This window comes from Variovorax trehalosi (genome assembly GCF_051216415.1).
GTDB lineage: Bacteria > Pseudomonadota > Gammaproteobacteria > Burkholderiales > Burkholderiaceae_C > Variovorax.
Window position 1 is genome coordinate 523,746 of sequence record NZ_JBPJZG010000002.1, and the last position, 22,294, is coordinate 546,039.

The 22,294-nt window shown below is 66.0% G+C and carries 23 protein-coding genes; 7 read left to right on the top strand and 16 right to left on the bottom strand.

The features are described from left to right. Nucleotides 1–91: 91 nt before the first annotated feature. The 8 genes from ACSFA7_RS10435 to sucC form a co-directional block, all read right to left on the bottom strand. Nucleotides 92–607, bottom strand: a complete 516-nt coding sequence (locus ACSFA7_RS10435; protein WP_435499288.1) for a pilin — start codon at nt 605–607, stop codon at nt 92–94. 209 nt (nt 608–816) lie between these two features. Then, the gene (locus ACSFA7_RS10440; RefSeq protein WP_435499564.1) at nt 817–1,620 is read right to left on the bottom strand and encodes a 3',5'-cyclic-nucleotide phosphodiesterase; all 804 of its coding nucleotides are present in this window, start codon (nt 1,618–1,620) and stop codon (nt 817–819) included. A 53-nt stretch (nt 1,621–1,673) separates the two neighbouring features. After that, complete coding sequence (locus tag ACSFA7_RS10445) at nt 1,674–3,926, bottom strand: CHASE2 domain-containing protein (protein ID WP_435499289.1); 2,253 nt, start codon at nt 3,924–3,926, stop codon at nt 1,674–1,676. A gap of 48 nt (nt 3,927–3,974) precedes the next feature. Continuing rightward, nucleotides 3,975–4,628: an FHA domain-containing protein gene (locus ACSFA7_RS10450; protein ID WP_206176255.1), complete on the bottom strand. Its 654-nt coding sequence runs from the start codon at nt 4,626–4,628 to the stop codon at nt 3,975–3,977. Nucleotides 4,629–4,697: 69 nt separating this feature from the next. Next, nucleotides 4,698–5,507, bottom strand: coding sequence for a Stp1/IreP family PP2C-type Ser/Thr phosphatase (locus ACSFA7_RS10455; protein ID WP_435499290.1), 810 nt, complete (start codon nt 5,505–5,507; stop codon nt 4,698–4,700). 28 nt (nt 5,508–5,535) lie between these two features. Continuing rightward, on the bottom strand, nt 5,536–6,219 hold the full coding sequence (locus tag ACSFA7_RS10460; RefSeq protein ID WP_435499291.1) for a TerC family protein: 684 nt from the start codon (nt 6,217–6,219) through the stop codon (nt 5,536–5,538). 118 nt (nt 6,220–6,337) lie between these two features. Continuing rightward, on the bottom strand, nt 6,338–7,231 hold the full coding sequence (gene sucD / locus ACSFA7_RS10465; protein WP_116910422.1) for a succinate--CoA ligase subunit alpha: 894 nt from the start codon (nt 7,229–7,231) through the stop codon (nt 6,338–6,340). Between the two features lie 9 nt (nt 7,232–7,240). Further along, on the bottom strand, nt 7,241–8,407 hold the full coding sequence (gene sucC, locus ACSFA7_RS10470; protein WP_354352815.1) for an ADP-forming succinate--CoA ligase subunit beta: 1,167 nt from the start codon (nt 8,405–8,407) through the stop codon (nt 7,241–7,243). A gap of 207 nt (nt 8,408–8,614) precedes the next feature. Between sucC and argC the strand changes: the two genes are divergently transcribed. Continuing rightward, nucleotides 8,615–9,538, top strand: a complete 924-nt coding sequence (gene argC, locus ACSFA7_RS10475; RefSeq protein WP_435499292.1) for an N-acetyl-gamma-glutamyl-phosphate reductase — start codon at nt 8,615–8,617, stop codon at nt 9,536–9,538. A gap of 21 nt (nt 9,539–9,559) precedes the next feature. Here argC and ACSFA7_RS10480 read toward each other — a convergent pair whose 3' ends face one another. Then, a complete protein-coding gene (locus ACSFA7_RS10480) occupies nt 9,560–10,285 on the bottom strand; it encodes a hypothetical protein (protein WP_435499293.1) in 726 nt (241 codons plus the stop codon). A gap of 113 nt (nt 10,286–10,398) precedes the next feature. Between ACSFA7_RS10480 and yiaA the strand changes: the two genes are divergently transcribed. Beyond that, nucleotides 10,399–10,839: an inner membrane protein YiaA gene (gene yiaA, locus ACSFA7_RS10485; protein ID WP_435499294.1), complete on the top strand. Its 441-nt coding sequence runs from the start codon at nt 10,399–10,401 to the stop codon at nt 10,837–10,839. Between the two features lie 10 nt (nt 10,840–10,849). Here the strand turns inward: yiaA and ACSFA7_RS10490 are convergent, their stop codons facing one another. The 3 genes from ACSFA7_RS10490 to recA are packed head-to-tail and all read right to left on the bottom strand — an operon-like array spanning nt 10,850 to nt 12,887. Further along, nucleotides 10,850–11,281 carry an SRPBCC family protein gene (locus ACSFA7_RS10490; RefSeq protein WP_435499295.1) on the bottom strand — a complete coding sequence of 144 codons (432 nt, stop codon included), beginning with the start codon at nt 11,279–11,281 and terminating at the stop codon, nt 10,850–10,852. Beyond that, the gene (recX, locus tag ACSFA7_RS10495; protein ID WP_435499296.1) at nt 11,262–11,723 is read right to left on the bottom strand and encodes a recombination regulator RecX; all 462 of its coding nucleotides are present in this window, start codon (nt 11,721–11,723) and stop codon (nt 11,262–11,264) included. The genes ACSFA7_RS10490 and recX overlap by 20 nt, the downstream gene beginning before the upstream one ends. A 54-nt stretch (nt 11,724–11,777) precedes the next feature. After that, nucleotides 11,778–12,887: a recombinase RecA gene (gene recA / locus ACSFA7_RS10500; protein ID WP_042577340.1), complete on the bottom strand. Its 1,110-nt coding sequence runs from the start codon at nt 12,885–12,887 to the stop codon at nt 11,778–11,780. A gap of 147 nt (nt 12,888–13,034) precedes the next feature. Between recA and ACSFA7_RS10505 the strand changes: the two genes are divergently transcribed. Both ACSFA7_RS10505 and ACSFA7_RS10510 read left to right on the top strand, forming a co-directional pair. Continuing rightward, nucleotides 13,035–13,520, top strand: a complete 486-nt coding sequence (locus ACSFA7_RS10505; protein WP_435499297.1) for a MarR family winged helix-turn-helix transcriptional regulator — start codon at nt 13,035–13,037, stop codon at nt 13,518–13,520. Between the two features lie 64 nt (nt 13,521–13,584). Further along, the gene (locus ACSFA7_RS10510; RefSeq protein ID WP_013544267.1) at nt 13,585–14,259 is read left to right on the top strand and encodes a response regulator transcription factor; all 675 of its coding nucleotides are present in this window, start codon (nt 13,585–13,587) and stop codon (nt 14,257–14,259) included. A 23-nt stretch (nt 14,260–14,282) separates the two neighbouring features. Here ACSFA7_RS10510 and ACSFA7_RS10515 read toward each other — a convergent pair whose 3' ends face one another. Then, nucleotides 14,283–15,242, bottom strand: a complete 960-nt coding sequence (locus tag ACSFA7_RS10515; RefSeq protein WP_435499298.1) for a hypothetical protein — start codon at nt 15,240–15,242, stop codon at nt 14,283–14,285. Between the two features lie 147 nt (nt 15,243–15,389). Here ACSFA7_RS10515 and ACSFA7_RS10520 point away from each other — a divergent pair, with 147 nt between their 5' ends. Beyond that, nucleotides 15,390–16,832: a sensor histidine kinase gene (locus ACSFA7_RS10520; protein WP_435499299.1), complete on the top strand. Its 1,443-nt coding sequence runs from the start codon at nt 15,390–15,392 to the stop codon at nt 16,830–16,832. After that, on the top strand, nt 16,829–17,569 hold the full coding sequence (locus ACSFA7_RS10525; protein WP_435499300.1) for a hypothetical protein: 741 nt from the start codon (nt 16,829–16,831) through the stop codon (nt 17,567–17,569). Before ACSFA7_RS10520 ends, ACSFA7_RS10525 begins: the two co-directional genes overlap by 4 nt. Nucleotides 17,570–17,576: 7 nt before the next feature. Here ACSFA7_RS10525 and ACSFA7_RS10530 read toward each other — a convergent pair whose 3' ends face one another. Genes ACSFA7_RS10530 through ACSFA7_RS10540 form a run of 3 tightly spaced genes read right to left on the bottom strand, consistent with a single transcriptional unit; the run spans nt 17,577 to nt 19,233 of the window. Next, nucleotides 17,577–17,774: a sporulation protein gene (locus ACSFA7_RS10530; protein ID WP_206176267.1), complete on the bottom strand. Its 198-nt coding sequence runs from the start codon at nt 17,772–17,774 to the stop codon at nt 17,577–17,579. Nucleotides 17,775–17,788: 14 nt separating this feature from the next. Further along, nucleotides 17,789–18,601 carry a biotin--[acetyl-CoA-carboxylase] ligase gene (locus ACSFA7_RS10535; RefSeq protein ID WP_435499301.1) on the bottom strand — a complete coding sequence of 271 codons (813 nt, stop codon included), beginning with the start codon at nt 18,599–18,601 and terminating at the stop codon, nt 17,789–17,791. A 2-nt stretch (nt 18,602–18,603) separates the two neighbouring features. Next, nucleotides 18,604–19,233: an SET domain-containing protein gene (locus ACSFA7_RS10540; protein ID WP_435499302.1), complete on the bottom strand. Its 630-nt coding sequence runs from the start codon at nt 19,231–19,233 to the stop codon at nt 18,604–18,606. Nucleotides 19,234–19,318: 85 nt separating this feature from the next. On the opposite strand from ACSFA7_RS10540, the gene ACSFA7_RS10545 reads away from it, so the two are divergent. Beyond that, complete coding sequence (locus ACSFA7_RS10545; RefSeq protein WP_435499303.1) at nt 19,319–22,288, top strand: DNA topoisomerase III; 2,970 nt, start codon at nt 19,319–19,321, stop codon at nt 22,286–22,288. Nucleotides 22,289–22,294: the final 6 nt, after the last annotated feature.

Sequence of the window (22,294 nt, forward strand, 5' to 3'; positions counted from 1 at the left end):
ATTGCGATCGTGAGAAATAAATTTTTTGACATACATACATACAAATAAAAAAAGCGGTCCGAGACCGCTTTTTTAACAATCAAGAAGTTAATTAACCCCCTGCAGCGGCCGCAGTCGTGGAGCAGCCTTGCGGACGGTATTTGGCATCAACGTCGGTCGAGCAAACCCAAGTTCCAACACTGTCACGGGCCCAGATCACGCGCTTCGTGCTCAGCACCGCAGCGGCGTTGGTACCAAAAACTGCCGTCAGCGTCGCCGTACCATCGGTGCCGACAAACGCAAGCGTTGGTGAGCCACCCGTTGCGCCCGCCGTGCCGTTCACTGTGTTGCCGCCAGTCAAAAGATTGGAGCCCGTTGCCGTTCCCCCGCACACTGTGGCGCTATCTGCCGCGTTAGCGGTCGTCTTGCCGTTGTTCACGCAATCCTCAACCGCGGTCTTTTGATTGCCGGTTTCGCCCATCACACGCGCCACTTGCGACTTCGCAACATACGTTTGGTACTGAGGAATAGCGATAGCAGCCAAGATACCAATGATCGCCACAACGATCATCAGTTCGATAAGGGTAAAGCCGGCCTGTGCGCGGCGGGCAATCTTGCGAACGTTCATGAGAAAACTCCAGGGTTGGTTGGTTGTTACGCCCGGGAACCAGCCCGGAGCGAAGTACCTTCCGCAGCATCTGTGCCACCCGGGTTCCTACCCCTCCAGTGACCGAACACGTCACCTTTGTTCACATTGGCGTTACAGCAAGTGACACAACTTGCTTCAAGATGCTACAAGCGGTGACAAAATTGTCATGCCGCGCAACCGGCAGAGGATCAGAAAGTCAGGATCCCATCCGCCTTCAGCCAGCGAATATCCCGCTGCGCCAGCCCCGCCACCTGCCGCCCGGCCAGCGTCTCGATCTGGCTCATGATCTCTTCGGTTTCCGCCGGCTTGGTGTGCGTGATGTAGATCGGGTAGTGCTTCCCCGGATCGATGTGCGCCAGTTCGTCGGCCAGCACCGCGGGAGACAGGTGCAGGCTGCGCTCCGCCAGCGCCTGCTCCCGGCTGCTGAAGGCGGTTTCAATGATCAGCATCGCCACGTCGAGCGCGTTGACGCGGTCCCAGAAGGGCGCGTTGCGCTCGGTGTCCCCGCTGAAGACCCAATGCGCGCCGCCGGCGGCGCGGCGCACGGCAAAACCGCAGGCCGGCACGGTGTGGACGGCCGGCAGCACCTCGATCAGCTTGGGCGCGCTGGTGCCCAGTTGCAGCGTCTGTCCGACCGAGATGTCGTGAAAGCTCACGAACGGCGCCTCGGGGCTCGGGATGCTCTCGAAATCGGGCCAGATGACGTTGTTGAACACGTGCGTCCGCAGCGCCTCGATGGTGGCGTGCAGCGCGTGCACCCGCAGCGGCTGCGTGCGGCGGCTGCCGATGGCGTCGAGCATCAGGGGGAGCGCGGCGATGTGGTCGAGATGGCTGTGTGTGAGCACGACATCGTCGATGCGCGCCATCTCGTCGAGGGTGAGGTCGCCGACGCCGGTGCCGGCATCGACGAGCAGGTCTGTGTCGACCAGGAACGAGGTCGTGCGGCAGTCTTTGGCGATGGCGCCTGAGCAACCCAGCACACGAACCTGCATTGTGAGAGACCCCTTGAAGGTGTTGGGCTGCGCGCATGCGCAGGTGTCTGTCGTCATTTGGTTTCGAACCGGGTTGCGCCATCCCAGCCAGGGTCTTGCGGACGCAACGCCATCGAGGCTAATCGCTGGGCGTAGAGCTGGTAAAGGACTTTTTTCGCATCGGCGGCGAGCAGGGGGGCGAGCAAGTTCCGGCCCATGGCCCAGTCTTGGTGGCGGTAGGCCGCGAGCACCTGGGCCCAGCGCTGGAGCTGCCCCGTTCGCTGCGCTGCAATGGCGGCTTCGGTGGTGAGCGGCGTGAAGACGGCGACGGCCTGCGCCTTGCCCTTGACGAGCACGCTGTCGAGTTCTTGCCAGGTGCAGCAGTCGGGCGCCAGGTCGCGGGTCGTGCCGCTGGCCACGATCTCGACGCCGTAGTACCCGCTCAGCCCTTCCAGCCGCGACGCGAGATTGACCGCGTCGCCGACCACGGTGTAGCTGCGGCGCGCGGCCGAGCCCATGTCGCCGACGCTCATCACGCCGCTGTTGATGCCGATGCCCACGCTGATCTCGGGGCGGCCGCCTGCGCGGTGGATGCGGTTGATGTCGCGCACCGCATCGGCCATGTCGAGCGCCGCGCGCACGGCCAGCGCCGCGTGGTCGGGCGTGTCGATCGGCGCGCCCCAGAAGGCCATGACGCAATCGCCCATGTACTTGTCGACGGTGCCGCGGTGCGCGCTGATGACATTGGTGAGCCGGCTGAAGACGGTGTTCAGGAATGCCTGCAGTTCGGCCGGCGCCATCTGCTCCGACAGGCGGGTGAAGTCGCGCATGTCGCAGAACAGGACGGTCATCTCCTTGCTCTCGGCGTGCATGCTGTAGCTGCCCGGGCGCTGGAGCATTTCGTCGACCAGCTGCGGCGGCACGTAGGTGCCGAAGAGCCGCACCAGCCCACGCCGCGCGCGCGATTCGACGAAGTAGCCCCAGCTCATGTTGAGCACGAAAGCCAGCGCCGTCATGACGAGCGTCGACGCGAGCGGCAGCACGAGACTGTGGCCGGTGTAGAGCCATGTGTTGAGGCCGATCAGCACCCCGGCCATTCCCGCGCCCAGCAACACGGCGCGCGGCGCCGACAGCAGCGACAGTCCGAACGCCAGCACGAGCCCCGCAATCAGCACCGTCAGCACCTCGTAGCCGGGCGCGTAGTCCGGTACGGCGAGCAGGCGCTGATCGAGCAGGCCCGAGACGATGTTGGCGTGCACCTCGACACCCGGAAACGCCGCGCCGACGGGTGTCGCGCGCAAGTCCTGCAGGCCGGGCGCCGTCGCGCCCATGAGGACGATCTTGTCCTTCAACTCGCCGGGGGCGAGTCGGCCTTCGAGCACATCGGCGGCAGCCACGTAGCGGAACGAACCGCCATCCGCACCGCCGGGCCCGCGAAACGGCACCTGCATGCTGGCGTTCTGGTCGACGGGGATGCGCAGGCGCCCGAGCGCCAGCGATTCGAGCCGCGGCACGGCGCCGCCCGGCGCAAGGAGCGGCCGCACCGGCGGCGATCCGTTCGCGAGCCGGTAGACGGCGAGGGCCAGCGACTCGTAGTAGCCGGGGTTCGCCTGTTCGCCGTCGTAGCGCGCGATGAGCGGCACGCTGCGGATGATGCCGTCGCCGGTCTCGCCGATCAGCGTGTTCAGGAAACCCGCGACGGGCGCAGCTTCCGCCAGCATCGGCAGGCTGGCGCCGAAACCATTCCAGCCCGTCGCGTAGGAGGCGCCTGCAGGAAAGGTGTCGAGCGGCAGCAGCGGCGCCGCCGGCAATTGCCCTTTGGCGCTCGGCGTCGGCATCCGGGTGAAGTAATAGCCGAGCGCGACCCGCCGGTTGCGCAGTGCCGCGGCGAACGTGATGTCGTGGTCGAGCGTAGGTGCGAGCCGTTCGATCTCGGCGGCAAGACCCGTCATGTTGCGCAGGGGTCCGCTCGCGATCTGGCGCAGCCTCTGGAGGCCCGAACTCCGGTCGGGCTCGAGGAACATGACGTCGAATCCGAGCACGGCCACCTGCTGCCGGATCAGAAGTTCGGTCGTGAGGCGGGCCATCGTGTCGCGCGCCCAGGGCCATTGGCCCTGGCGCGCCAGGCTCGCATCGTCGACGTCGATGATCACCACGCGCGTGTCCAGCGTCCGCGGCATGGTGGCGCGCAGGCGCACGTCGTAGATCAGGCGGTCGAGGCGCTCGAGGGCCGACAGCTGCCAGATGCCGGTGGCATGCGCCAGCGCCAGCAGCACCGGCAGCAGCGTGATGGCAATGCGCGGCCAATGCCGCCGCAGCGCGTTCATGGCGCCTCGATCAGCCGGCCTGCGCCGCGCCGGGAAAGAAGAACGGGCTCAGACCCGGACGAACTGCATGCGCGTGGCGCCGCCCAGTTCGAGCACGTCGCGCTCCTGCAAGGCGACGGCCTCGGTGCCGAGCACGGCGCCATTGAGCGTGACGTTGCCCACGACGCTTGCCGCCACGTAGCCCTGCCGGCGACGCGTGACGACCGCAACGGCCACGCCGGGCTTGCCGATGGTGGTGACCACCTTCTGCAGCGGCACATCGTGGTTGTCGCTGCCACCGGAGAGCACGCGAAGCATCGGGATGCCGAGCTCGATGAGCGCGCCGGATTCCGTGGGTGCCGAAGACATCGGAATGGACGTGGAGAACTCGCCCGGCGCCGTGCGCGTCGAGGAAGAAGAACCGACGGCCAGGTTGCTGCGGGCGCGAAAGTGGATGCGGCAGCCACCGACCTCGATGACGTCGTTGTCCTCGAGCGTCTGCTTCTGGACCGCCAGCGCATTGACGTAGGTGCCGTTGGTGCTGTTGAGATCTTCAATTTGGACTTCGCCACCGCTCATGTGCAGCACGGCATGCTCGCCGCTGACCGCCAGGTTGTCGATCACGATGTCGTTGTAGGCGCGCCGTCCCAGCGTCGTGCGGTCCTTGGCGAGCGCCACTTGCCCGATGACAACGCCATCGACCGAAATGATCATCTTCGGCATTGCCGACTACTCCCCAAGTGCAGAACTGTATCGACTGCAAGCGCGGCGGCTGGTTGCCGCTGCGGCCTGCTACCCGGCCATGCGAGACGTGTCGCCCACGTCCGCCCTTGCCAGAACAACCGAAATGTTGTCCCGGCCGCCATTGTCGTTTGCAATTGCAACCAAAAGTTGCGCTTTTTTCTGAAGGCCGGCATCGTGTTCTAAAAGCGTGAAAAGCTGCGGATCCGTCACCATCTCGCTCAGTCCGTCGGAGCAAAGCATATACAGGTCGCCGGGTCTTGCGCTGTGTTCATGCATCTCCAGCAAGACCTGGGCCTCCACGCCGACCGCCCGGGTCACGAGGTTGCGGGTGGGCGAATTGAGGGCTTCCTCGGCGGTGATGGCGCCCGCGTCGAGCTGCTGCTGGCGCAGCGAATGGTCGCGCGTGAGCAATTCCAGCTTGTTGTTGCGCAGGCGATAGCAGCGCGAGTCGCCGATGTGGCCAACCAGCACGCGCTGCGTCTGGAACGCGGCCAGCACCAGCGTCGTGCCCATGCCTTGCAGCTCCTCCTGGGTCGTGCCGGCATGGAGGATCGACGCATTCGCCTCGTCCGTGGCAGCCTGCAGCGCCCGGCGCACCACGCGCGCCGGTGCCTGCGGCCCGCCTTGGGCGAACCAGCGGCCGAAGCTGGCGTGCAGCAGCGAGACGGCCATGGCGCTGGCCACCTCGCCGCCCTTGTAGCCGCCCATGCCGTCGGCCAGCACGGCCAGCCCGAGCGCGGGGTCGACGTGGACGGCATCCTCGTTGTGGGCGCGCACGCGGCCGGTGTCCGTCAGCGCGGCGAACTCCCAGCACAGCGCCGGCCGGTTCGAGAAAAGGGATGCGCCGAGGCTCGCCATGGTCTGCAGGCGTCGGCCGGGTAAAGGCTCAGTGCGCAGCGGCGTGGGCGCGCCGGTGCAGCAGACGGCCCGCGGCCACGACGAACACCGCACCGGCGGCAGCCGCCGCGTAGTGCAACCAGGGGTTGGCAGCCAGCACGCCGCGCAGCGCGACGTCGCTCACGATGGTTTCGCCGCCGACCCAGCCGATCAGCGCGGCGCCCAGCATGACGATGATCGGGAAGCGTTCCATGAGCTTGATCATGAGCGTGCTGCCGAAAATGACCAAGGGAATGCTGATCGCCAGGCCCAGGATCAACAGGACCATGCTGCCCTGCGCGGCCGCCGCGACGGCGATCACGTTGTCCAGGCTCATCACCAGGTCGGCCAGGAGGATGGTGCGCACCGCGACCATCATGCTGCCGTATTCCTTGGATTCGCCCTCGCCGTCGTCTTCTTCGCCCAGCAGTTGCAGGCCGATCCACAGCAGCAGCAGGCCGCCGACGATCTGCAGGTAAGGCAGCGCCAGCAGCTTGGCGGCCACCACCGTCAGCACGATCCGCAGCACCACGGCCGCGCCCGAACCGAACAGCACGGCCTTTTTCTGCTGCGCAGGCGGCAGCGAGCGCGCCGCCATGGCGATCACCACGGCGTTGTCGCCCGAAAGAATGATGTTGATCCAGATGATCTTGACCAGACCGATCCAGAAATCTGTGCTTTGAAGGAGTTCCATGTCTCTGATCCCACTGTGTTTTATTTGAAAAAAGCGCCCGCAATCGAGTGCGGGCGCTTTTTTATTTCTGTGGTCCTCGCATGACCCGGCCCTGTGGCCGGTGTCCTGCAAACATCTCTTACAGCTTGGCCTTGAGCAGCTTGGCCAGTTCCGAGAAGTTGCGCGTCACGGTAAAGCCGCACTCTTCCATGATGGAGAGCTTGGCATCGGCCGTGTCGGCACCGCCCGAAATCAGCGCGCCGGCGTGGCCCATGCGCTTGCCGGGAGGGGCGGTGACACCGGCGATGAAGCCGACGACCGGCTTCTTCATGTGTTCCTTGCACCAGCGGGCTGCGTCGGCTTCGTCGGGGCCGCCGATTTCGCCGATCATGATGACGGCGTCGGTGTCCGGATCGTCGTTGAAGGCCTTCATCACGTCGATGTGCTTGAGGCCATTGATCGGGTCGCCGCCGATGCCCACTGCCGACGATTGGCCGAGGCCGATTTCCGTCAGTTGAGCCACGGCTTCATACGTCAGCGTGCCCGAGCGCGAGACCACGCCGATGCGGCCCTTGCGGTGGATGTGGCCGGGCATGATGCCGATCTTGATTTCGTCGGGCGTGATGAGGCCGGGGCAGTTCGGGCCCAGCAGCAAGGTCTTCTTGCCGCCGGCCGCTTCCTTGGCCTTCATCTTGTTGCGCACTTCGAGCATGTCGCGAACCGGGATGCCTTCGGTGATGCAGATCGCCAGGTCCAGGTCGGCTTCGACGGCTTCCCAGATGGCGGCCGCGGCGCCTGCCGGCGGCACGTAGATCACCGACACGGTGGCGCCGGTTTGCGAAGCGGCTTCCTTCACCGAACCGAAGATCGGGATGTTGAAGATCGACTCGCCGGCCTTCTTCGGGTTCACGCCCGCCACGAAGGCGTTCTTGCCGTTCGCGTATTCCTGGCACTTCTCGGTGTGGAACTGACCGGTCTTGCCGGTGATGCCTTGCGTGATGACTTTGGTGTCTTTGTTGATATAGATCGACATGACGTTTCCTTAGGCTTTCTTGACTGCTGCCACGACCTTCTGGGCCGCGTCCGCCATGGTGTCGGCGCTGATGATCGGCAGGCCCGAATCGGCCAGCAGCTTCTTGCCTTCGACTTCGTTGGTGCCCTTCATGCGAACGACCAGCGGCACTTGCAGGTTCACGGCCTTGCAGGCCGCGATCACGCCGGTGGCGATGGTGTCGCACTTCATGATGCCGCCGAAGATGTTCACGAGGATGGCTTCCACGTTCTTGTTCTTCAGCATGATCTTGAAGGCTTCGGTGACCTTCTCGGGGGTGGCACCGCCGCCCACGTCCAGGAAGTTGGCCGGCTCGCCGCCGAACAGCTTGATGGTGTCCATGGTGGCCATGGCCAGGCCGGCACCGTTCACCAGGCAGCCGATGTTGCCGTCCAGCGAGATGTAGGCGAGGTCGAACTTGGAGGCTTCGACTTCGGCCGCGTCTTCTTCGTCGAGGTCGCGCAGGGCCACGATTTCGGGGTGGCGGAACAACGCGTTGCTGTCGAAGTTGAACTTTGCGTCCAGCGCCATGACGTTGCCCTTGCTGTCACGGTTGAGCGGGTTGATCTCGACCAGCGAGGCGTCCGTCTCCATGTAGCAGGCGTAGAGCTTCTTCAGGATGTCGACCGTTTGCGCGGTCGAGTCAGCCGGCATGCCGATGCCGTCGGCGATCTGCTTGGCCTGTTCGTCGGTCAGGCCCTTTTCGGGGTCGGCGAACACCGTGATGATCTTCTCGGGCGAGGAGTGGGCCACTTCCTCGATGTCCATGCCGCCTTCGCTCGAAGCGATGAACGCGACCTTCTGGGTCGCGCGGTCGGTCACGGCGGAAACGTAGTATTCCTTGTTGATGTCGGCGCCATCTTCGATGTAGAGGCGGCGCACCTTCTGGCCCTCGGGGCCGGTCTGGTGGGTCTTGAGCTGCATGCCGAGGATGTCGCCAGCGAGCTTCTTGACGTCTTCGATCGACTTGGCGACCTTGACGCCGCCGCCCTTGCCGCGGCCACCCGCGTGGATCTGGGCCTTGACGACCCAGACCGGGCCTCCAAGCTTCTGGGCGGCTTCGACAGCCTCCTGAACCGTATAGGCCGGAATGCCGCGCGGCACCGGCACGCCGAACTTGGCAAGGATTTCCTTGCCTTGGTACTCGTGAATCTTCATGAGGGATGTCTCTCGGAAGGAGGAGGTTGAGAACGGGAGATCTGGGGTCTGAGGCTTGGATTGACTCTGTTGCTCGCGGGCGACGGCAGCCTGACGGCTGGGGGCGGCGAACAACCGCGGACTGTATCATGGTGCGCCGCACCAATACTGTACGTGCGGTTGCGGTCAATACGTACTTTCTTCTAGCCACTCTACGCACACTCCGATATGGCCAAGGTTTTCATCGACGGCGAAGCCGGCACCACCGGCCTTCAGATTCGCGAGCGGCTGCAGACAATGCCGCAGATCGAGCTCGTGAGCATCGCGCCCGAGCTGCGCAAAGACGTGAACGCCAAGCGCGAGCTGATGGCCGGCGTCGACCTCGTGGTGCTCTGCCTGCACGACGACGCGGCCCGCGAATCGGTCGCGCTGATCGATCAGCTGTCCGGCAAGAAGCCCAAGATCATCGACGCCTCCACCGCGCACCGCGTAGCGCCCGGCTGGGTCTTCGGCTTCCCCGAACTGGTCGAAGGCCACTGGCAGGCGGTGGCGCAGGCCGACCGCGTCGGCAACCCCGGCTGCTACGCCACCGGTGCGATCGCCATGGTGCGTCCGCTGGTCGATGCGGGCATCCTGCCAGTCGACTTTCCGGTATCGCTGCCTTCGGTGAGCGGCTATTCGGGCGGCGGCCGGGCGATGATCGAGGAGTACGAGAGCGGCAAGGCGCCGCTGTTCGAGATCTACGCGCTCGGCCTCAAGCACAAGCACATTCCCGAAATCATGGCCTATACCGGCCTCACGCGCCGGCCGGTCTTCATTCCTTCGGTGGGCAATTTCAAGCAGGGCATGCTGGTGCAGTTGCCGCTGCACCTCGACCTGCTGCCCGGCAAGCCGAAGTCCGGCGACCTGCAGGACGCGCTGGCTGCGCACTACGCGCGCAGCAACACGCCCGAGCAGTTCGTGAAGGTGCTGCCGCCCACCGAGAGCGGCAAGCTCGATGCGCTGGCGCTCAACGACACCAACCAGCTCGAGATCCGCGTGTTCCCGAACGAAGACCACCGCCATGCCGTGGTGATTGCGCGCCTGGACAACCTCGGCAAGGGCGCCAGCGGCGCCGCGGTGCAGAACCTGAAGCTGATGCTGGCGCTCTGAGCGCCACGCACTTTTCCCGTCTTACTTGACGAGCCAGAGGCCCACGCCCAACAGGACGGCGTGCGCGCCCAGCGCGATGTAGAGCGGCTTGCGCGAAGGCGTCGACATCTCCTGCAGCGTCTCGTTGATGCGGCGTGTGAGCAATGCGCGCAGCGCCGGATCCTGTTGCGCGCCCTCTCCCACCGCCGGCTCACCGTGCGCGGCGCGGCCTTGCTGCCATTCGGCCAGCATGTCGCTCAATGGCAGGCGGTTCAGCACGAACGCCACCACCGACCGCACCGCCCTGCCCTCGCCCAGCACCGGCGCGAGCTGCTTGGTCAGTGCATCGACCGAGAGCCAGTCGGCCGTGCGCTGCAGCGCGCCGTGCGTGCGTGGCATGGCTTCGATGCGGCCCGCGACAGCGCTGGCGAGCCGCTGCGACACCGCCTCGCCGCGTGCCGCGACGAGGTGCTGCATCGCCTTCGCACGCCCCTGGTGAACGCCCAGCATCGTGTAGACGACCACGAACAGGAGCAGCAGCACCGCGATCAGCACCGCCGGCGAAGTGACGAGCGCCACGATGGCCCCGGCACCGCCGGCCCGCGCTGCTGTATTGCCCGGCCCGTTCAGCTGGCTCACGTAGAAGAAGAAGACACCACCACCGAGCACCACGCCGAGCAATCCGCCCTTGATGACCGAGCCGGCGAAGGAGAGTCCGGCCTTGGCGCCGGTGCGAACGAGAGATGGTTGGCTGACGGGTTCTGACATGGAAGGCTCCTCCGGTTTTTTTACGCCGCCTCGCACGAGGCCGGTCGCCGCTGATCATGCCATCGACATCCAACACCATAATCGCGCCACATCACAACGAGGAGAGGATCGCCATGGCAGCAGTCAAGTTTCAGAAACCGACCGGCGCATTCGTCGCCGCATCCTGGGCCGCGCTGATCATCGGCGCCATCGTCTACCTGATCGGGCTGTGGAACGCCTCGATGCAGCTCAACGAGAAGGGCTACTACTTCACCATCCTCATGTACGGCCTGTTTTCCGCCGTGTCGCTGCAAAAGACCGTGCGCGACCGCATCGAGGGCATGACCGTGACCGGCATCTACTACGGCCTGTGCTGGATCTCGCTGTTGCTGTCGGTCGCCCTGCTCTCGGTCGGCCTCTTCAACGCCACGCTGGCGGCCAGCGAAAAAGGCTTCTACGCCATGGCCTTCCTGCTGAGCCTCTTTGGCGCCGTAGCGGTGCAGAAGAACGTGCGCGACATCGCGGCGCACAAGGGCGAGACGCCGGCGCTCGACGACACGCCCGAAGCCGGCTGAAGCCGCCGGCTCAGTCCACTTCGAGCAATCGCTTCAGCGACTGCAGGTCGCGCGCGATCCACGCGGCATCGCGCTCGAAGGCTGCATCGTCCATGTGCGGCTGGCGCAACAGCGTGAACTGCAGTTCGCAGGCGTCCGGCGCCACTCCGATCACGCGGAACGGCAGGTAGACCTCGGGCACGCCTTCGGGCGCGACCCAGTGGTCGAGCACGCCGAAGTCGTTGGCCGGTGCAAAGCGCATGCGGGCATCGCCGCTCTCGGGCGTGCGCACGATCCAGTGATCGCCGTGCGGCAGCAACGCGCTCTTGGCGAGGCCGCTGGCCCAGTCGGGCAGCCGCGCCGGATCGGCGGCCACCTTGTAGGCACGGCGCCAATCGCAAGCCACGCGTTGCGTGACGACGCGCGACAGCACGCCGTGCTCTTCATTCGTCTGTTGATTCATCGAAATCGCTCCTGAGCACCTTGGACACAACGGCGCCCGAGAAACCGCGCGCCATCAGGAATCGCATCTGCTTCGCCCGCTCCTTCGTATCGGCCGGCGGCGCGTCGAAGCGGCGGCGCCACAGGGCCGTGGCGCGTTCGACCTCGGTGTCCTGCAATCCAGCCACCGCCTCGGCAATGGCCTCGGGCGCGATGCCCTTGGCCTGCAACTCCTGCCGCACCCGCAGCGCGCCCGACCGGGCGGCGCGCTGGTTCAGCACCGAGGCCACCACGCGCGGCTCGCTGATGAAGTCCTTGGCGGCCAGTTCGTCGAGCGCCTTCGCCAGCGTGCCGGGTTCTTCTTCGTGCTTCGCCAGCTTGCGCTCCAGCTCCGCGCGCGAGTGCTCGCGCTGGCTCAGGAGCCGCAGCGCGCGGCCTTTGAGGGAGGGGGCGCCGAAAGCCATTCGTGGAGGGTCGCTCGCGCGGCCCGCGAAATTCGCGACGGGCCGCTGTCGAACTTACTCAGCCGCCTTGTCGGCCTTGGGCGCCTTGGCAGGCTTCTCGGCCTTTTCCGGCTCCGATCCTGCATCGGCGGCCAGCAGCGGAATGCCCAGCGACTCGCGCACCTTGTTCTCGATCTCGCGCGACAGCTCGGGGTTCTCGCGCAGGAATTCGCGGGCGTTGTCGCGGCCCTGGCCAATCTTCTCGCCGTTGTAGGCGTACCAGGCGCCCGACTTGTCGACGATCTTGGCGGTGACGCCCATGTCGATGACCTCGCCTTCGCGGCTGATGCCTTCGCCGAACAGGATGTCGAACTCCGCCGTCTTGAACGGGGGCGAAACCTTGTTCTTCACCACCTTCACCTTGGTTTCGTTGCCGATGGCTTCGTCGCCCTTCTTGATGGTGCCGATGCGGCGGATGTCCAGGCGCACCGAGGCGTAGAACTTCAGCGCATTGCCGCCGGTGGTGGTTTCGGGCGAGCCGAACATCACGCCGATCTTCATGCGGATCTGGTTGATGAAGATGACCATGCAGTTGGTCTTCTTGATCGTGGCGGTGAGCTTGCGCAGCGCCTGGCTCATCAGGCGAGCCTGCAGGCCGGGCAGCGAGTCGCCCATTTCGCCTTCGATTTCGGCCTTGGGCGTGAGCGCGGCGACCGAGTCGATGACGATCAGATCCACGGCGCCCGAGCGCACCAGCGAGTCGACGATTTCGAGCGCTTGCTCACCGGTGTCGGGCTGGCTGATCAGCAGGTCGGACAGGTTCACGCCAAGCTTCTGGGCGTACTGCACGTCGAGCGCATGCTCGGCGTCGACGAAGGCGCAGGTACCGGCCTGCTTCTGCATGGCGGCGATGACCTGCAGCGTGAGCGTGGTCTTGCCCGAGGATTCAGGGCCGTAGATTTCGATCACCCGGCCGCGCGGCAGACCGCCGACGCCCAGGGCGATGTCCAGGCCGAGCGAACCGGTGGAGACGACCTGGATGTCTTCGAGCGCCTCGCCTTCGCCGAGCCGCATGATCGTGCCCTTGCCGAACTGCTTTTCGATCTGGGCCAGCGCGGCCTGGAGGGCCTTGGCCTTTTCACTGTTGGCGACCGAGATGCTTGCGCCCTTGACGACTGCGTCCATGTGGAAATCTCCTTGAAAATCAACGGTTTGTGTCTGGTTTCGATCCATCTGCTTTTAATTACAGGCTGGATGCTTGAACAGTAGTGTAGGGGTTCGTGGGTTTCCGTAAACCCATTTTTTGGTCAGTTTGCTTTACCATTCGGCGCCATGGCCGAAGCTGCTTTCCCGACCGATCCCGACGCCTGGCGGCAAACCCACCTGGGTCGCCTGCTGGGCCATGCGATGCGCCGCTTCGACGAGCGCGTGCTGGCGCTGATGGCGCACGACGTCGATGTGCCGCTGGCCCTCTCGAACCTCGCCGCGCGCGCCCAGGTGAGCGCCGCGCACATCCACATCACCCGGCATCTCGCGCGCGAAGGCTCGCGCCTCACCGAGCTGGCCGACCGCGCCGGCATGACCAAGCAGGCGATGGGTTCGCTGGTGGACCAGTGCGAGGCCTGGGGGCTGGTCACGCGCGGGCCCGACCCGCTCGATGCGCGCGCGCGCCGCGTGCTCTTCACGGCCGACGGCCTCGCCTGGCTCGACGCCTTCCGCAGCGCGGTGACGCAGGCCGAGCGCGAGTTCCGCAGCAGCGTCGGCGACGAGATCGCCACCGTGGTAACCATCGGTCTGGAAGCCTATACAGCCGCGTAGACTCCCTCACAGAGACAAATGCGAACGGCGCCGGCATGGCGCCCGAACCGGCCGGAGGTGGCTCATGCGGATTCTGATTGCCGAAGACGACCAGGTGCTTGCCGATGCCCTGCTGCGCAGCCTGCGCACCTCGGGCGCGGCGGTCGACCACGTGGCGAACGGCTCGCAGGCCGACACCGCGCTCATGACCCACAGCGAGTTCGACCTGCTGATCCTCGACCTGGGCCTGCCCAGCCTGCACGGCATCGAGATCCTGAAGCGCCTGCGCGCCCGCGGCTCGCAGCTGCCCGTGCTGGTGCTCACCGCCGCCGACAGCGTGGAAGAACGCGTCAAGGGCCTGGACCACGGCGCCGACGACTACATGGCCAAGCCCTTCAGCCTGCAGGAGCTCGAAGCGCGCGTGCGCGCCCTCACCCGCCGCGGCATGGGCGCCACCAGCAACGCGATCCGCCACGGCCCGCTGGTCTACGACCAGGCCGGCCGCGTGGCGACCATCGACGGCAAGATGATCGAGCTCTCGGCGCGCGAACTCGGCCTGCTCGAGGTGCTGCTGCAGCGCGCCGGCCGGCTTGTGAGCAAGGACCAGCTCGTCGACCGCCTCTGCGAATGGGGCGAAGAGGTGAGCCTGAACGCGATCGAGGTCTACATCCACCGCCTGCGCAAGAAGATCGAGAAGGGCCCGGTGCGCATCGCGACGGTTCGCGGACTGGGTTATTGCCTCGAGAAAATCCCGGGCTGAACCGCAGTCCTGCGGTTTCAGCTCTACGGCTGCTTGCGCAAACCGGCCGACAGGGTGGCACCGTTGGTCGTCCTGACCAAGAAGAAGACGCTTCGGAAATAGCCATTGCTGTCGAAGGATCCCGCGGGCACCAGGACGATGGCCGCCGGCCCCAGGTAAGGCCGGTCCGTCTTGAGCTTGCAGGCATCCTTGCCATCGGTGCTGCCATCGACTGCGCTCAGCTTGAAGCCGTACATGTTCTTGGACGTGCCGGGTTCCGCCTGCGCGAGGATGCCCGAGATGCTGCAGTTGCCAATTTGCACTCCGGCCGTCTTACCCGTGAACGCCCCTGTGGCATCGACCTCGATCGACAGGCCGACGCCGAAGTTGCTGTCCGGGTTGGCCCACTTTCCGACCACACTGTCCTGCGAAACCGCCAGCGCGTTCTCCGTCGCATAGTTCAGGGGGCCGAACGCCGAGGGTTCACGCTTGCCGTAGGCATAGGTCCCGCGCATCGTCTTCTTGGAGGTGAAGGTGCCCGAACCCGTCACGGGCGAGGCATCGATGAAGTAGTAGGCCGTGTCCGGATTGAAGGACCAGTCCAGGCCCGCGACCTTGATCGATCCCCACAGCGTGCCGATGTGATCCTTGCTGGCAATCGCGCCGTCGGCCCCGATGAGGGTGAGATCGAGCAGCGAGACGTAGATGCCTTCGCTGTCGTTGCCCACGGCAGCGGTCGAACCGGCCTGTGGCGCGCTCAACGACGGCAGCGGCTCGCTGCCGGGCACCGGGTCGCGATTCGGCGGTGTCGATGGCGCACTGGGCGGCGCGGGGGCGGGGGCAGGCGCGGTCGCCGTTGGTGTGACCGGTGGCAGAGGAAATCCGACACCACCTCCGCCGCCTCCACCGCCGCCACCGCATCCGGTGGCGGCGACGCCCGCCGCCAGCACCGTCGCGGCGATCCACCATGGCTGCGCGCAGCCGTTCAATGACTTGGTCTTCATGACACTCCCTGAGATTTTTTATGGAATTGCAGAAACTGCGCGCAGAGACTACAACCGGGCACCCATGCAACCGCCGCGGCGCGGCTTGCAACCGCCGCACTAAGTCACGCCCGCCAGCAATTTCTCGCTCCTTCAGGAACCTGCCCCTTGAAGCTTTTCCAGCGCGCCCAGCGCTCCTTGTTCGGCGAGATCCTCGACTGGATGCTCACGCCGCTCCTGCTGCTGGTGCCGGTGAGCATCGGCGTCACCTGGCTGGTGGCACAGGGCATCGCCAATGCGCCGTTCGACCGCGCACTCGAGCACAACGTCAAGGCGCTGGCCGAACTCGTGACGGTGAAGGACGGGCAGACGCAGTTCGTGCTCTCGCAGCCGGCGCGCGAGATCCTTCGCGCCGACAACGCCGGCCATGTGTACTACCAGCTGCTCGACGGCCACGACACGCTGCTGAGCGGCGATCGCGACCTCCCGATGCCCGGCCTCGACGAGCCGCTGCCGCCCGGCCAGGTGTTCCTGCACAACAGCGCCCTGCACGGCAAGGAAGTGCGCGTGGCCTCGCTGTGGATCGCCAGCGGCGTTGAAGACGTGCCGCCCACGCTGCTGCAGCTGGCCGAGACGCGCGAGAAGCAGTCGGTGCTCGCCACCGAGATCATCAAAGGCGTGCTGCTGCCGCAATTCGCCATCCTGCCGCTCGCGGTGCTCTTGATCTGGCTCGCGCTGGTGCGCGGCATCAAGCCGCTGTCGGTGGTGGAGGCGCGCATCCGCGAACGGCGCCCCGGCGACTTGAGCCCGCTCGATGAATCGTCGGTGCCGCTCGAAGTGGTGCCGCTGGTGTCGTCGGTCAACGAGCTCCTGAACAAGCTCAACGACTCCATCGACACGCAGAAGCGCTTTCTCGCCGACGCGGCCCACCAGCTCAAGACGCCGCTTGCGGGCCTGCGCATGCAGGCCGACCTGGCGCAGCGCGAGGGCGCGAATGCCGACGAGCTCAAGCAGTCGCTCAAGCAGATCGGCCGCGCCAGCGTGCGTGCCACCCACACGGTGAACCAGCTGCTCTCGCTCGCGCGCGCCGAGGCCCACGGTGCCAACACCCGCCACCAGCCCTGCGACCTGGCGCGGCTCACCATCGAGGTGGTGCGCGAGGCCGTGCCGCGCGCCATCGAGAAGCGCATCGACCTCGGCTACGACGGCGCGGAGGCCGGCGCGCCCGGCGTGATGTTCGACGGCAACCCGACGCTGCTGAAGGAGCTGGTGCGCAACCTCGTGGACAACGCGCTCAACTACACGCCCTCCACGCCCGAGCACCCCGGCGTGATCACCGCGCGCGTGCTGGCCGACCCCTTCGGCCATGTGCTGCTGCTGCAGGTGGAAGACAACGGCCCGGGCATCGCCGAGGCCGACCGCGAGCTGGTGTTCGAGCCCTTCTACCGCGTGCTCGGCAACGAGGCCGACGGCTCGGGGCTGGGCCTGCCGATCGTGCGGGAGATTGCCAACCAGCACCGCGCGCAGGTGAAACTGGAGGACGCGCATCCGGGCAAGCATCCGCCGGGGGCGCGCTTCACCGTCCGTTTCGAAGGAGAGCATCTGGAGTGAGCGCGTCCGCCAAAGAGAGCAAAGCCATCGAGGCGCTGCGCCGCCGTTTCAAGACGATTCGCACCGACACCGACGTGTCGGACATGTTCGACTTCGGCGCCGACCTGCTGGAGCTCCAATCAACCGAGGCGCTGGCCTTCCACTACGCGCTGCTGCGCGACACCGGCATGGACAGCGAGTTGTACGACTGGCTTTGCCGCAAGTTCAGCGAACGCGGCGACGAAGCCGAAGACCATCTGCTCGCGTGCTTCGGGCAGGAGCACGACCCGGCGATGCAAGCGACGGTGCTGCAGATGCTCGGCACCTTCAAGTACCGCAAGGGCCGGCGACTGAAGGAAACGGCGGCACTGGCGCGCGCTACGCTCGCATCGCCGCACGAAGACCTCCGCTGCAAGGGCCTGTGGGTGATCGGCTGGCTCGGCGGCACGACCGACATCGCGAAGGTGGCGCCGCTGCTCGCCAATGACCCCGCCGTTGCGAACCGCCAATGGGCCGCCAGTGCGCTGATGCAGATCGTGCTCAACCACCGCAGCGCGGCGCCCAAGGCACTCGAATGCTTGCGCGCCGCCCTCGAAGCCGAGACCGATCCGGTGGCGCTTCGCGGCATCCTGGTCGCGGTGCAGGAAATCGCGGGCAAGAAATTCGGCCTGAGTTCAAGTTCGCACGAGCCACCATCCGAAGAGAAGCTGCAGACCGCACTGGCCAAGGCGCGCCGCATGTTCGCGCGCGCCGCCTGATCCCCGGTTACGGCGCGGGCGCGCCCGCCTTCGCGTCCTTGCGCACCTGCACCCATTCGGGCTTGATCTGCCGCGACACACGCTGCGGCTCGCGCTCGTTGAGGCTCGCCGGCGCAAGGCCGAAGCCCACCAGATCGCCGCGCGCCCACAAGAAGTAGCCGGCATTGGCCAGCAGCAGGACGATCAATGCCAGGCGCAGTTTCATGGTGGTGATGATGCTCAGAACGCCATGCCGCGAGGGCGCACGCTCACTTCGTCGCTGTTGATGGCCTGCAGGCCCGCGGCCGTGCGCACCTGCAGCTCACCGCTCCAGGCCACGCCTTCGCAGACGCCCGCGGTGCCGTCGCTCAGCACCACCTCGCGGCCGCGCAGCACGTCGCGCGCGGCAAAGCGCTCGGCGAACTGCGTGAAACCCTTCGCCTCGAAGGCGAGCACGTCGCGCACCAGCGGTTCGGCGAGTTCGCGCAGCACTTCGGGCGCGGTGGCGCCGGGGCGCCACTGATGCAGCCACGCGGGCGGCGTGCGCATGCCGTCGGCTTCGCGCGCACCGATGTTGATGCCGATGCCGATCACCACGTAGCGCGGCGCACCCGGCCCGGCGGCGTGCGGCAATGCGGTCTCGATGAGGATGCCGACCAGCTTGCTGTCGTTCACCCAGATGTCGTTGGGCCACTTGAGGCCAACCTTGTGCGCGCCCGTCGGATCGAGGCTTTCGGCCACGCTGACACCGACGGCGAGCGAGAGGCCCGACCAGTCGGCCGGCGCGAGCGGCAGGCCGAGGGAGAACAGGAGCGATGTTTGCTCCTCGCTCTGTGGCGCGCTCTGCCACGCACGGCCGAGGCGGCCGCGCCCTGCGGTCTGGCGCTCGGCCACCAGCAGCACCGGCTCGACGCGGCCGGCGCGCGCACGGCGCATGAGCTCGGTGTTGGTGGAATCGATCTCGGCCACGGCCTCGACCGCGAACCCGGGCAGCAGCGGCGCCACCGCAGCGGCGATCCGGTCCTCGTGCCAGGCAGCCGTGGTGTTGCCCATGCTCAGTCCTTGTCGGACTTGTCCTTTTTGGACTTCTTTTTCTCGTCTTTTTTCTCAGCCTTTTTGTCGGCTTTCTTATCGGCCTTCTTGGCCTCTTTCTTCTCGGCCTTTTTCTTTTCAGCCTTCTTCTTGGCTTTCTTCTTCTTTTTCTTCTCTTCGTCCTCATCCTTGGGTGTCAGCAGCGTGCCGCGGCACTGCTCGGAGCCGCACCAGCAAGGAAATTCGGACAGGAGCTTGGGCGTGTACGGCTCGTCGATGATCAACCCGTAGTCGTAGTTGAGCTCTTCTCCTGCAGCAATGTTGCGCAGTGCCTTGATATAAACGCGCCCATCGACTTCGTCGGCTTCGCAGTTCGGCTCGCACGAGTGGTTGATCCATCGGGCGTCGTTGCCCTTGACGTTGCCGTCGATCACGCGACCGTCGTCGATGTGGAAATAGAAAGTGTGATTCGGCTGGGCCGGGTCGTGCGGATGGCGGCGCAGCGCCTCTTTCCAGTTGATGACCTCGCCCTTGTATTCGATCAGCGTTTCGCCTTCGGCCAGGTCGTCCACCGCGAACACGCCGTTGCCATGGACATCCGAGCGCCGCATCTGGATGCGGCGGCCGGCGAGTTGTGGGGATTTGGAAGGCATCGCCGAAGTCTGTTAGTTTGAATATGCACACATGCGTGTGCGCGCGTGCGTACGCGGGAAGCCGCAGAGTATAGAGAGCCCATAGATGACAAAGACGTTGGTAATCGCAGAAAAGCCGTCGGTGGCCCAGGACATCGTCCGCGCCCTCACGCCGGTAGCCGGCAAATTCGACAAACATGACGAGCATTTCGAGAACGACAGCTATGTCGTGACCAGTGCTGTCGGTCACCTGGTCGAAATCCAGGCGCCCGAGGAGTTCGACGTCAAGCGGGGCAAGTGGAGCTTTGCCAACCTCCCCGTTATCCCGCCGCACTTCGACCTCAAGCCGGTCGACAAGACGAAGACGCGCCTGAACGCGGTGGTCAAGCAGGCCAAGCGCAAGGACGTGACGCAGCTCATCAACGCCTGCGACGCGGGCCGCGAGGGCGAGCTGATCTTCCGCCTGATCGAGCAGTACGCCGGCGGCAAGAGCCCGCTGGGCAAGCCGGTCAAGCGGCTGTGGCTGCAGTCGATGACGCCGCAGGCGATTCGCGACGGCTTCGATGCGCTGCGCAGCGAGAAGCAGATGCAGGGCCTGGCCGACGCCGCGCGTTCGCGCTCCGAGGCCGACTGGCTGGTGGGCATCAACGGCACGCGCGCCATGACGGCATTCAATTCGCGCGACGGCGGCTTCTTCCTCACGACCGTGGGCCGCGTGCAGACGCCAACGCTGTCGGTCGTCGTGGAACGTGAAGAACAGATCCGCAAGTTCGTCTCGCGCGACTACTGGGAAATCCACGGCAGCTTCGCGGCCGAGGCCGGCCAGTACCCGGGCAAGTGGTTCAACCCCGACTGGAAGAAGGCCAACGCGCCGCTCCTGGCCAACGGCGAACCCGATGCCGAGCAGCGCGCCGACCGCGTGTGGAGCGAGCAGGAAGCCCGCGCCATCGCCGACGCCTCGCGCGGCAAGCCCGCCACCGTCACCGAAGAGAGCAAGCCCACCACGCAGGCCTCGCCCGCGCTGTTCGACCTGACCTCGCTGCAGCGCGAGGCCAACGGCCGCTTCGGCTTCAGCGCCAAGACCACGCTCGCACTTGCCCAGAGCCTGTATGAGCGCCACAAGGCGCTGACCTACCCGCGTACCGATTCGCGCGCGCTGCCGGAAGACTATCTGCCGGTGGTCAAGCAGACCATGGAGATGCTCGCCGACAGCGGCATGAAGCACCTGGCGCCGTTCGCCAAGCAGGCGGTCGACGGCAACTACGTCAAGCCCAACAAGCGCATCTTCGACAACGCCAAGGTGTCGGATCACTTTGCGATCATCCCGACGCTGCAGGCCCCCAGCGGCCTGAGCGAGGCCGAGCAGAAGCTCTATGACTTCGTGGTGCGCCGCTTCCTGTCGGTGTTCTTCCCGAGCGCCGAGCACCAGGTGACCACGCGCATCAGCACGGTGGAGCAGGGCGGCAAGAAGTACCCGTTCCGCACCGACGGCAAGGTGTTGGTGAAGCCGGGCTGGCTCGCCATCTACGGCAAGGAAGCGCAGGACGACGAAAAAGAAGACGACAAGGACGGCAAGCGCCTCGTGCCGGTGAAGCCGGGCGAGATCGTCAACACCGAGTCCGCCGACATCAAGGGCCTGAAGACGCGCCCACCCGCGCGCTACTCCGAAGCGACGCTGCTCGGCGCCATGGAAGGCGCGGGCAAGACGATCGACGACGACGAGCTGCGCGAAGCGATGCAGGAGAAGGGCCTGGGCACGCCCGCCACGCGCGCGGCCACCATCGAAGGGCTGATTGCCGAGAAGTACATGCTGCGCGAAGGCCGCGAGCTGATCCCGACGGCCAAGGCCTTCCAGCTCATGACGCTCCTGCGCGGCCTGGGCGTGGAAGAACTCTCCAAGGCCGAGCTCACCGGCGAGTGGGAATACAAGCTCGCGCAGATGGAGAAGGGCGCGCTCAGTCGCGACGCCTTCATGCGCGAGATCGCCGCCATGACCGAGCACATCGTCAAGAAGGCCAAGGAATACGACCGCGACACCGTGCCGGGCGACTACGCCACGCTCGCGACGCCATGCCCCAACTGCGGCGGCGTGGTGAAGGAAAACTACCGCCGCTACGGCTGCGTGGGCAAGAGCGGCACGGGCGAGGACGCCTGCGGCTTCTCGTTCGGCAAATCGCCGGCCGGGCGCACCTTCGAGGTGGCCGAGGCCGAGGCGCTCTTGCGCGACAAGCACATCGGCCCGCTGGAAGGCTTCCGCTCCAAGGCGGGCTGGCCCTTCACCGCCGAGATCATCCTCAAGTACGACGAGGAAGAATCGAAGAACTGGAAGCTGGAGTTCGACTTCGGCGACGACAAGAACGGCGACACCGGCGAGATCGTCGACTTCAGCGAGCAGGACACCGTGGGCCCGTGCCCGGTGTGCGGCGCGCCGGTGTTCGAGCACGGCAGCAACTATGTCTGCGAGAAGTCGGTGCCGACCAACGCGCAGCCGACGCCCAGCTGCACCTTCAAGACCGGCAAGATCATCCTGCAGCAGCCGGTGGAACGCGCGCAGATGGAAAAGCTGCTCGCCACCGGCAAGACCGACCTGCTCGACAAGTTCGTGAGCATGCGCACGCGCCGCGCGTTCAAGGCCTTCCTCACCTGGAACGCCGAAGAGGGCAAGGTGACCTTCGAATTCGCGCCGCGCGAAGGCGGCAGCAAGTTCCCGCCGCGCAAGACCTTCGGCAAGCCGGCCGCCAAGACCGCGGCAGCGAAGAAGGTGGCGGCGAAGAAGACGCCTGCGGCCAAGAAGGCACCGGCCGCAAAGAAGGCCGCCGCGCCGCGCAAGCCGGGCGCGGGCTTGAAGCCCAGCGACTCGCTGGCCGCGGTGATCGGCGCCGAACCCGTGGCGCGCACCGAGGTCATCAAGAAGCTGTGGGACTACATCAAGGCCAACGGCCTGCAGGACGCGACCAACAAGCGCGCGATCAATGCCGACGCGAAGCTGAAGCCCGTGTTCGGCAAGGACCAGGTGACGATGTTCGAGCTCGCGGGCATCGTGGGCAAGCACCTCTCGGCGCCCGACGCGGCCTGACGCGGC

Coding starts and splice junctions, on each gene's coding strand:
- ACSFA7_RS10435 (WP_435499288.1), bottom strand. CDS start 607: ATGAACGTTCGCAAGATTGCCCGCCGCGCACAGGCCGGCTTTACCCTT.
- ACSFA7_RS10440 (WP_435499564.1), bottom strand. CDS start 1,620: ATGCAGGTTCGTGTGCTGGGTTGCTCAGGCGCCATCGCCAAAGACTGC.
- ACSFA7_RS10445 (WP_435499289.1), bottom strand. CDS start 3,926: ATGAACGCGCTGCGGCGGCATTGGCCGCGCATTGCCATCACGCTGCTG.
- ACSFA7_RS10450 (WP_206176255.1), bottom strand. CDS start 4,628: ATGCCGAAGATGATCATTTCGGTCGATGGCGTTGTCATCGGGCAAGTG.
- ACSFA7_RS10455 (WP_435499290.1), bottom strand. CDS start 5,507: ATGGCGAGCCTCGGCGCATCCCTTTTCTCGAACCGGCCGGCGCTGTGC.
- ACSFA7_RS10460 (WP_435499291.1), bottom strand. CDS start 6,219: ATGGAACTCCTTCAAAGCACAGATTTCTGGATCGGTCTGGTCAAGATC.
- sucD (WP_116910422.1), bottom strand. CDS start 7,231: ATGTCGATCTATATCAACAAAGACACCAAAGTCATCACGCAAGGCATC.
- sucC (WP_354352815.1), bottom strand. CDS start 8,407: ATGAAGATTCACGAGTACCAAGGCAAGGAAATCCTTGCCAAGTTCGGC.
- argC (WP_435499292.1), top strand. CDS start 8,615: ATGGCCAAGGTTTTCATCGACGGCGAAGCCGGCACCACCGGCCTTCAG.
- ACSFA7_RS10480 (WP_435499293.1), bottom strand. CDS start 10,285: ATGTCAGAACCCGTCAGCCAACCATCTCTCGTTCGCACCGGCGCCAAG.
- yiaA (WP_435499294.1), top strand. CDS start 10,399: ATGGCAGCAGTCAAGTTTCAGAAACCGACCGGCGCATTCGTCGCCGCA.
- ACSFA7_RS10490 (WP_435499295.1), bottom strand. CDS start 11,281: ATGAATCAACAGACGAATGAAGAGCACGGCGTGCTGTCGCGCGTCGTC.
- recX (WP_435499296.1), bottom strand. CDS start 11,723: ATGGCTTTCGGCGCCCCCTCCCTCAAAGGCCGCGCGCTGCGGCTCCTG.
- recA (WP_042577340.1), bottom strand. CDS start 12,887: ATGGACGCAGTCGTCAAGGGCGCAAGCATCTCGGTCGCCAACAGTGAA.
- ACSFA7_RS10505 (WP_435499297.1), top strand. CDS start 13,035: ATGGCCGAAGCTGCTTTCCCGACCGATCCCGACGCCTGGCGGCAAACC.
- ACSFA7_RS10510 (WP_013544267.1), top strand. CDS start 13,585: ATGCGGATTCTGATTGCCGAAGACGACCAGGTGCTTGCCGATGCCCTG.
- ACSFA7_RS10515 (WP_435499298.1), bottom strand. CDS start 15,242: ATGAAGACCAAGTCATTGAACGGCTGCGCGCAGCCATGGTGGATCGCC.
- ACSFA7_RS10530 (WP_206176267.1), bottom strand. CDS start 17,774: ATGAAACTGCGCCTGGCATTGATCGTCCTGCTGCTGGCCAATGCCGGC.
- ACSFA7_RS10535 (WP_435499301.1), bottom strand. CDS start 18,601: ATGGGCAACACCACGGCTGCCTGGCACGAGGACCGGATCGCCGCTGCG.
- ACSFA7_RS10540 (WP_435499302.1), bottom strand. CDS start 19,233: ATGCCTTCCAAATCCCCACAACTCGCCGGCCGCCGCATCCAGATGCGG.
- ACSFA7_RS10545 (WP_435499303.1), top strand. CDS start 19,319: ATGACAAAGACGTTGGTAATCGCAGAAAAGCCGTCGGTGGCCCAGGAC.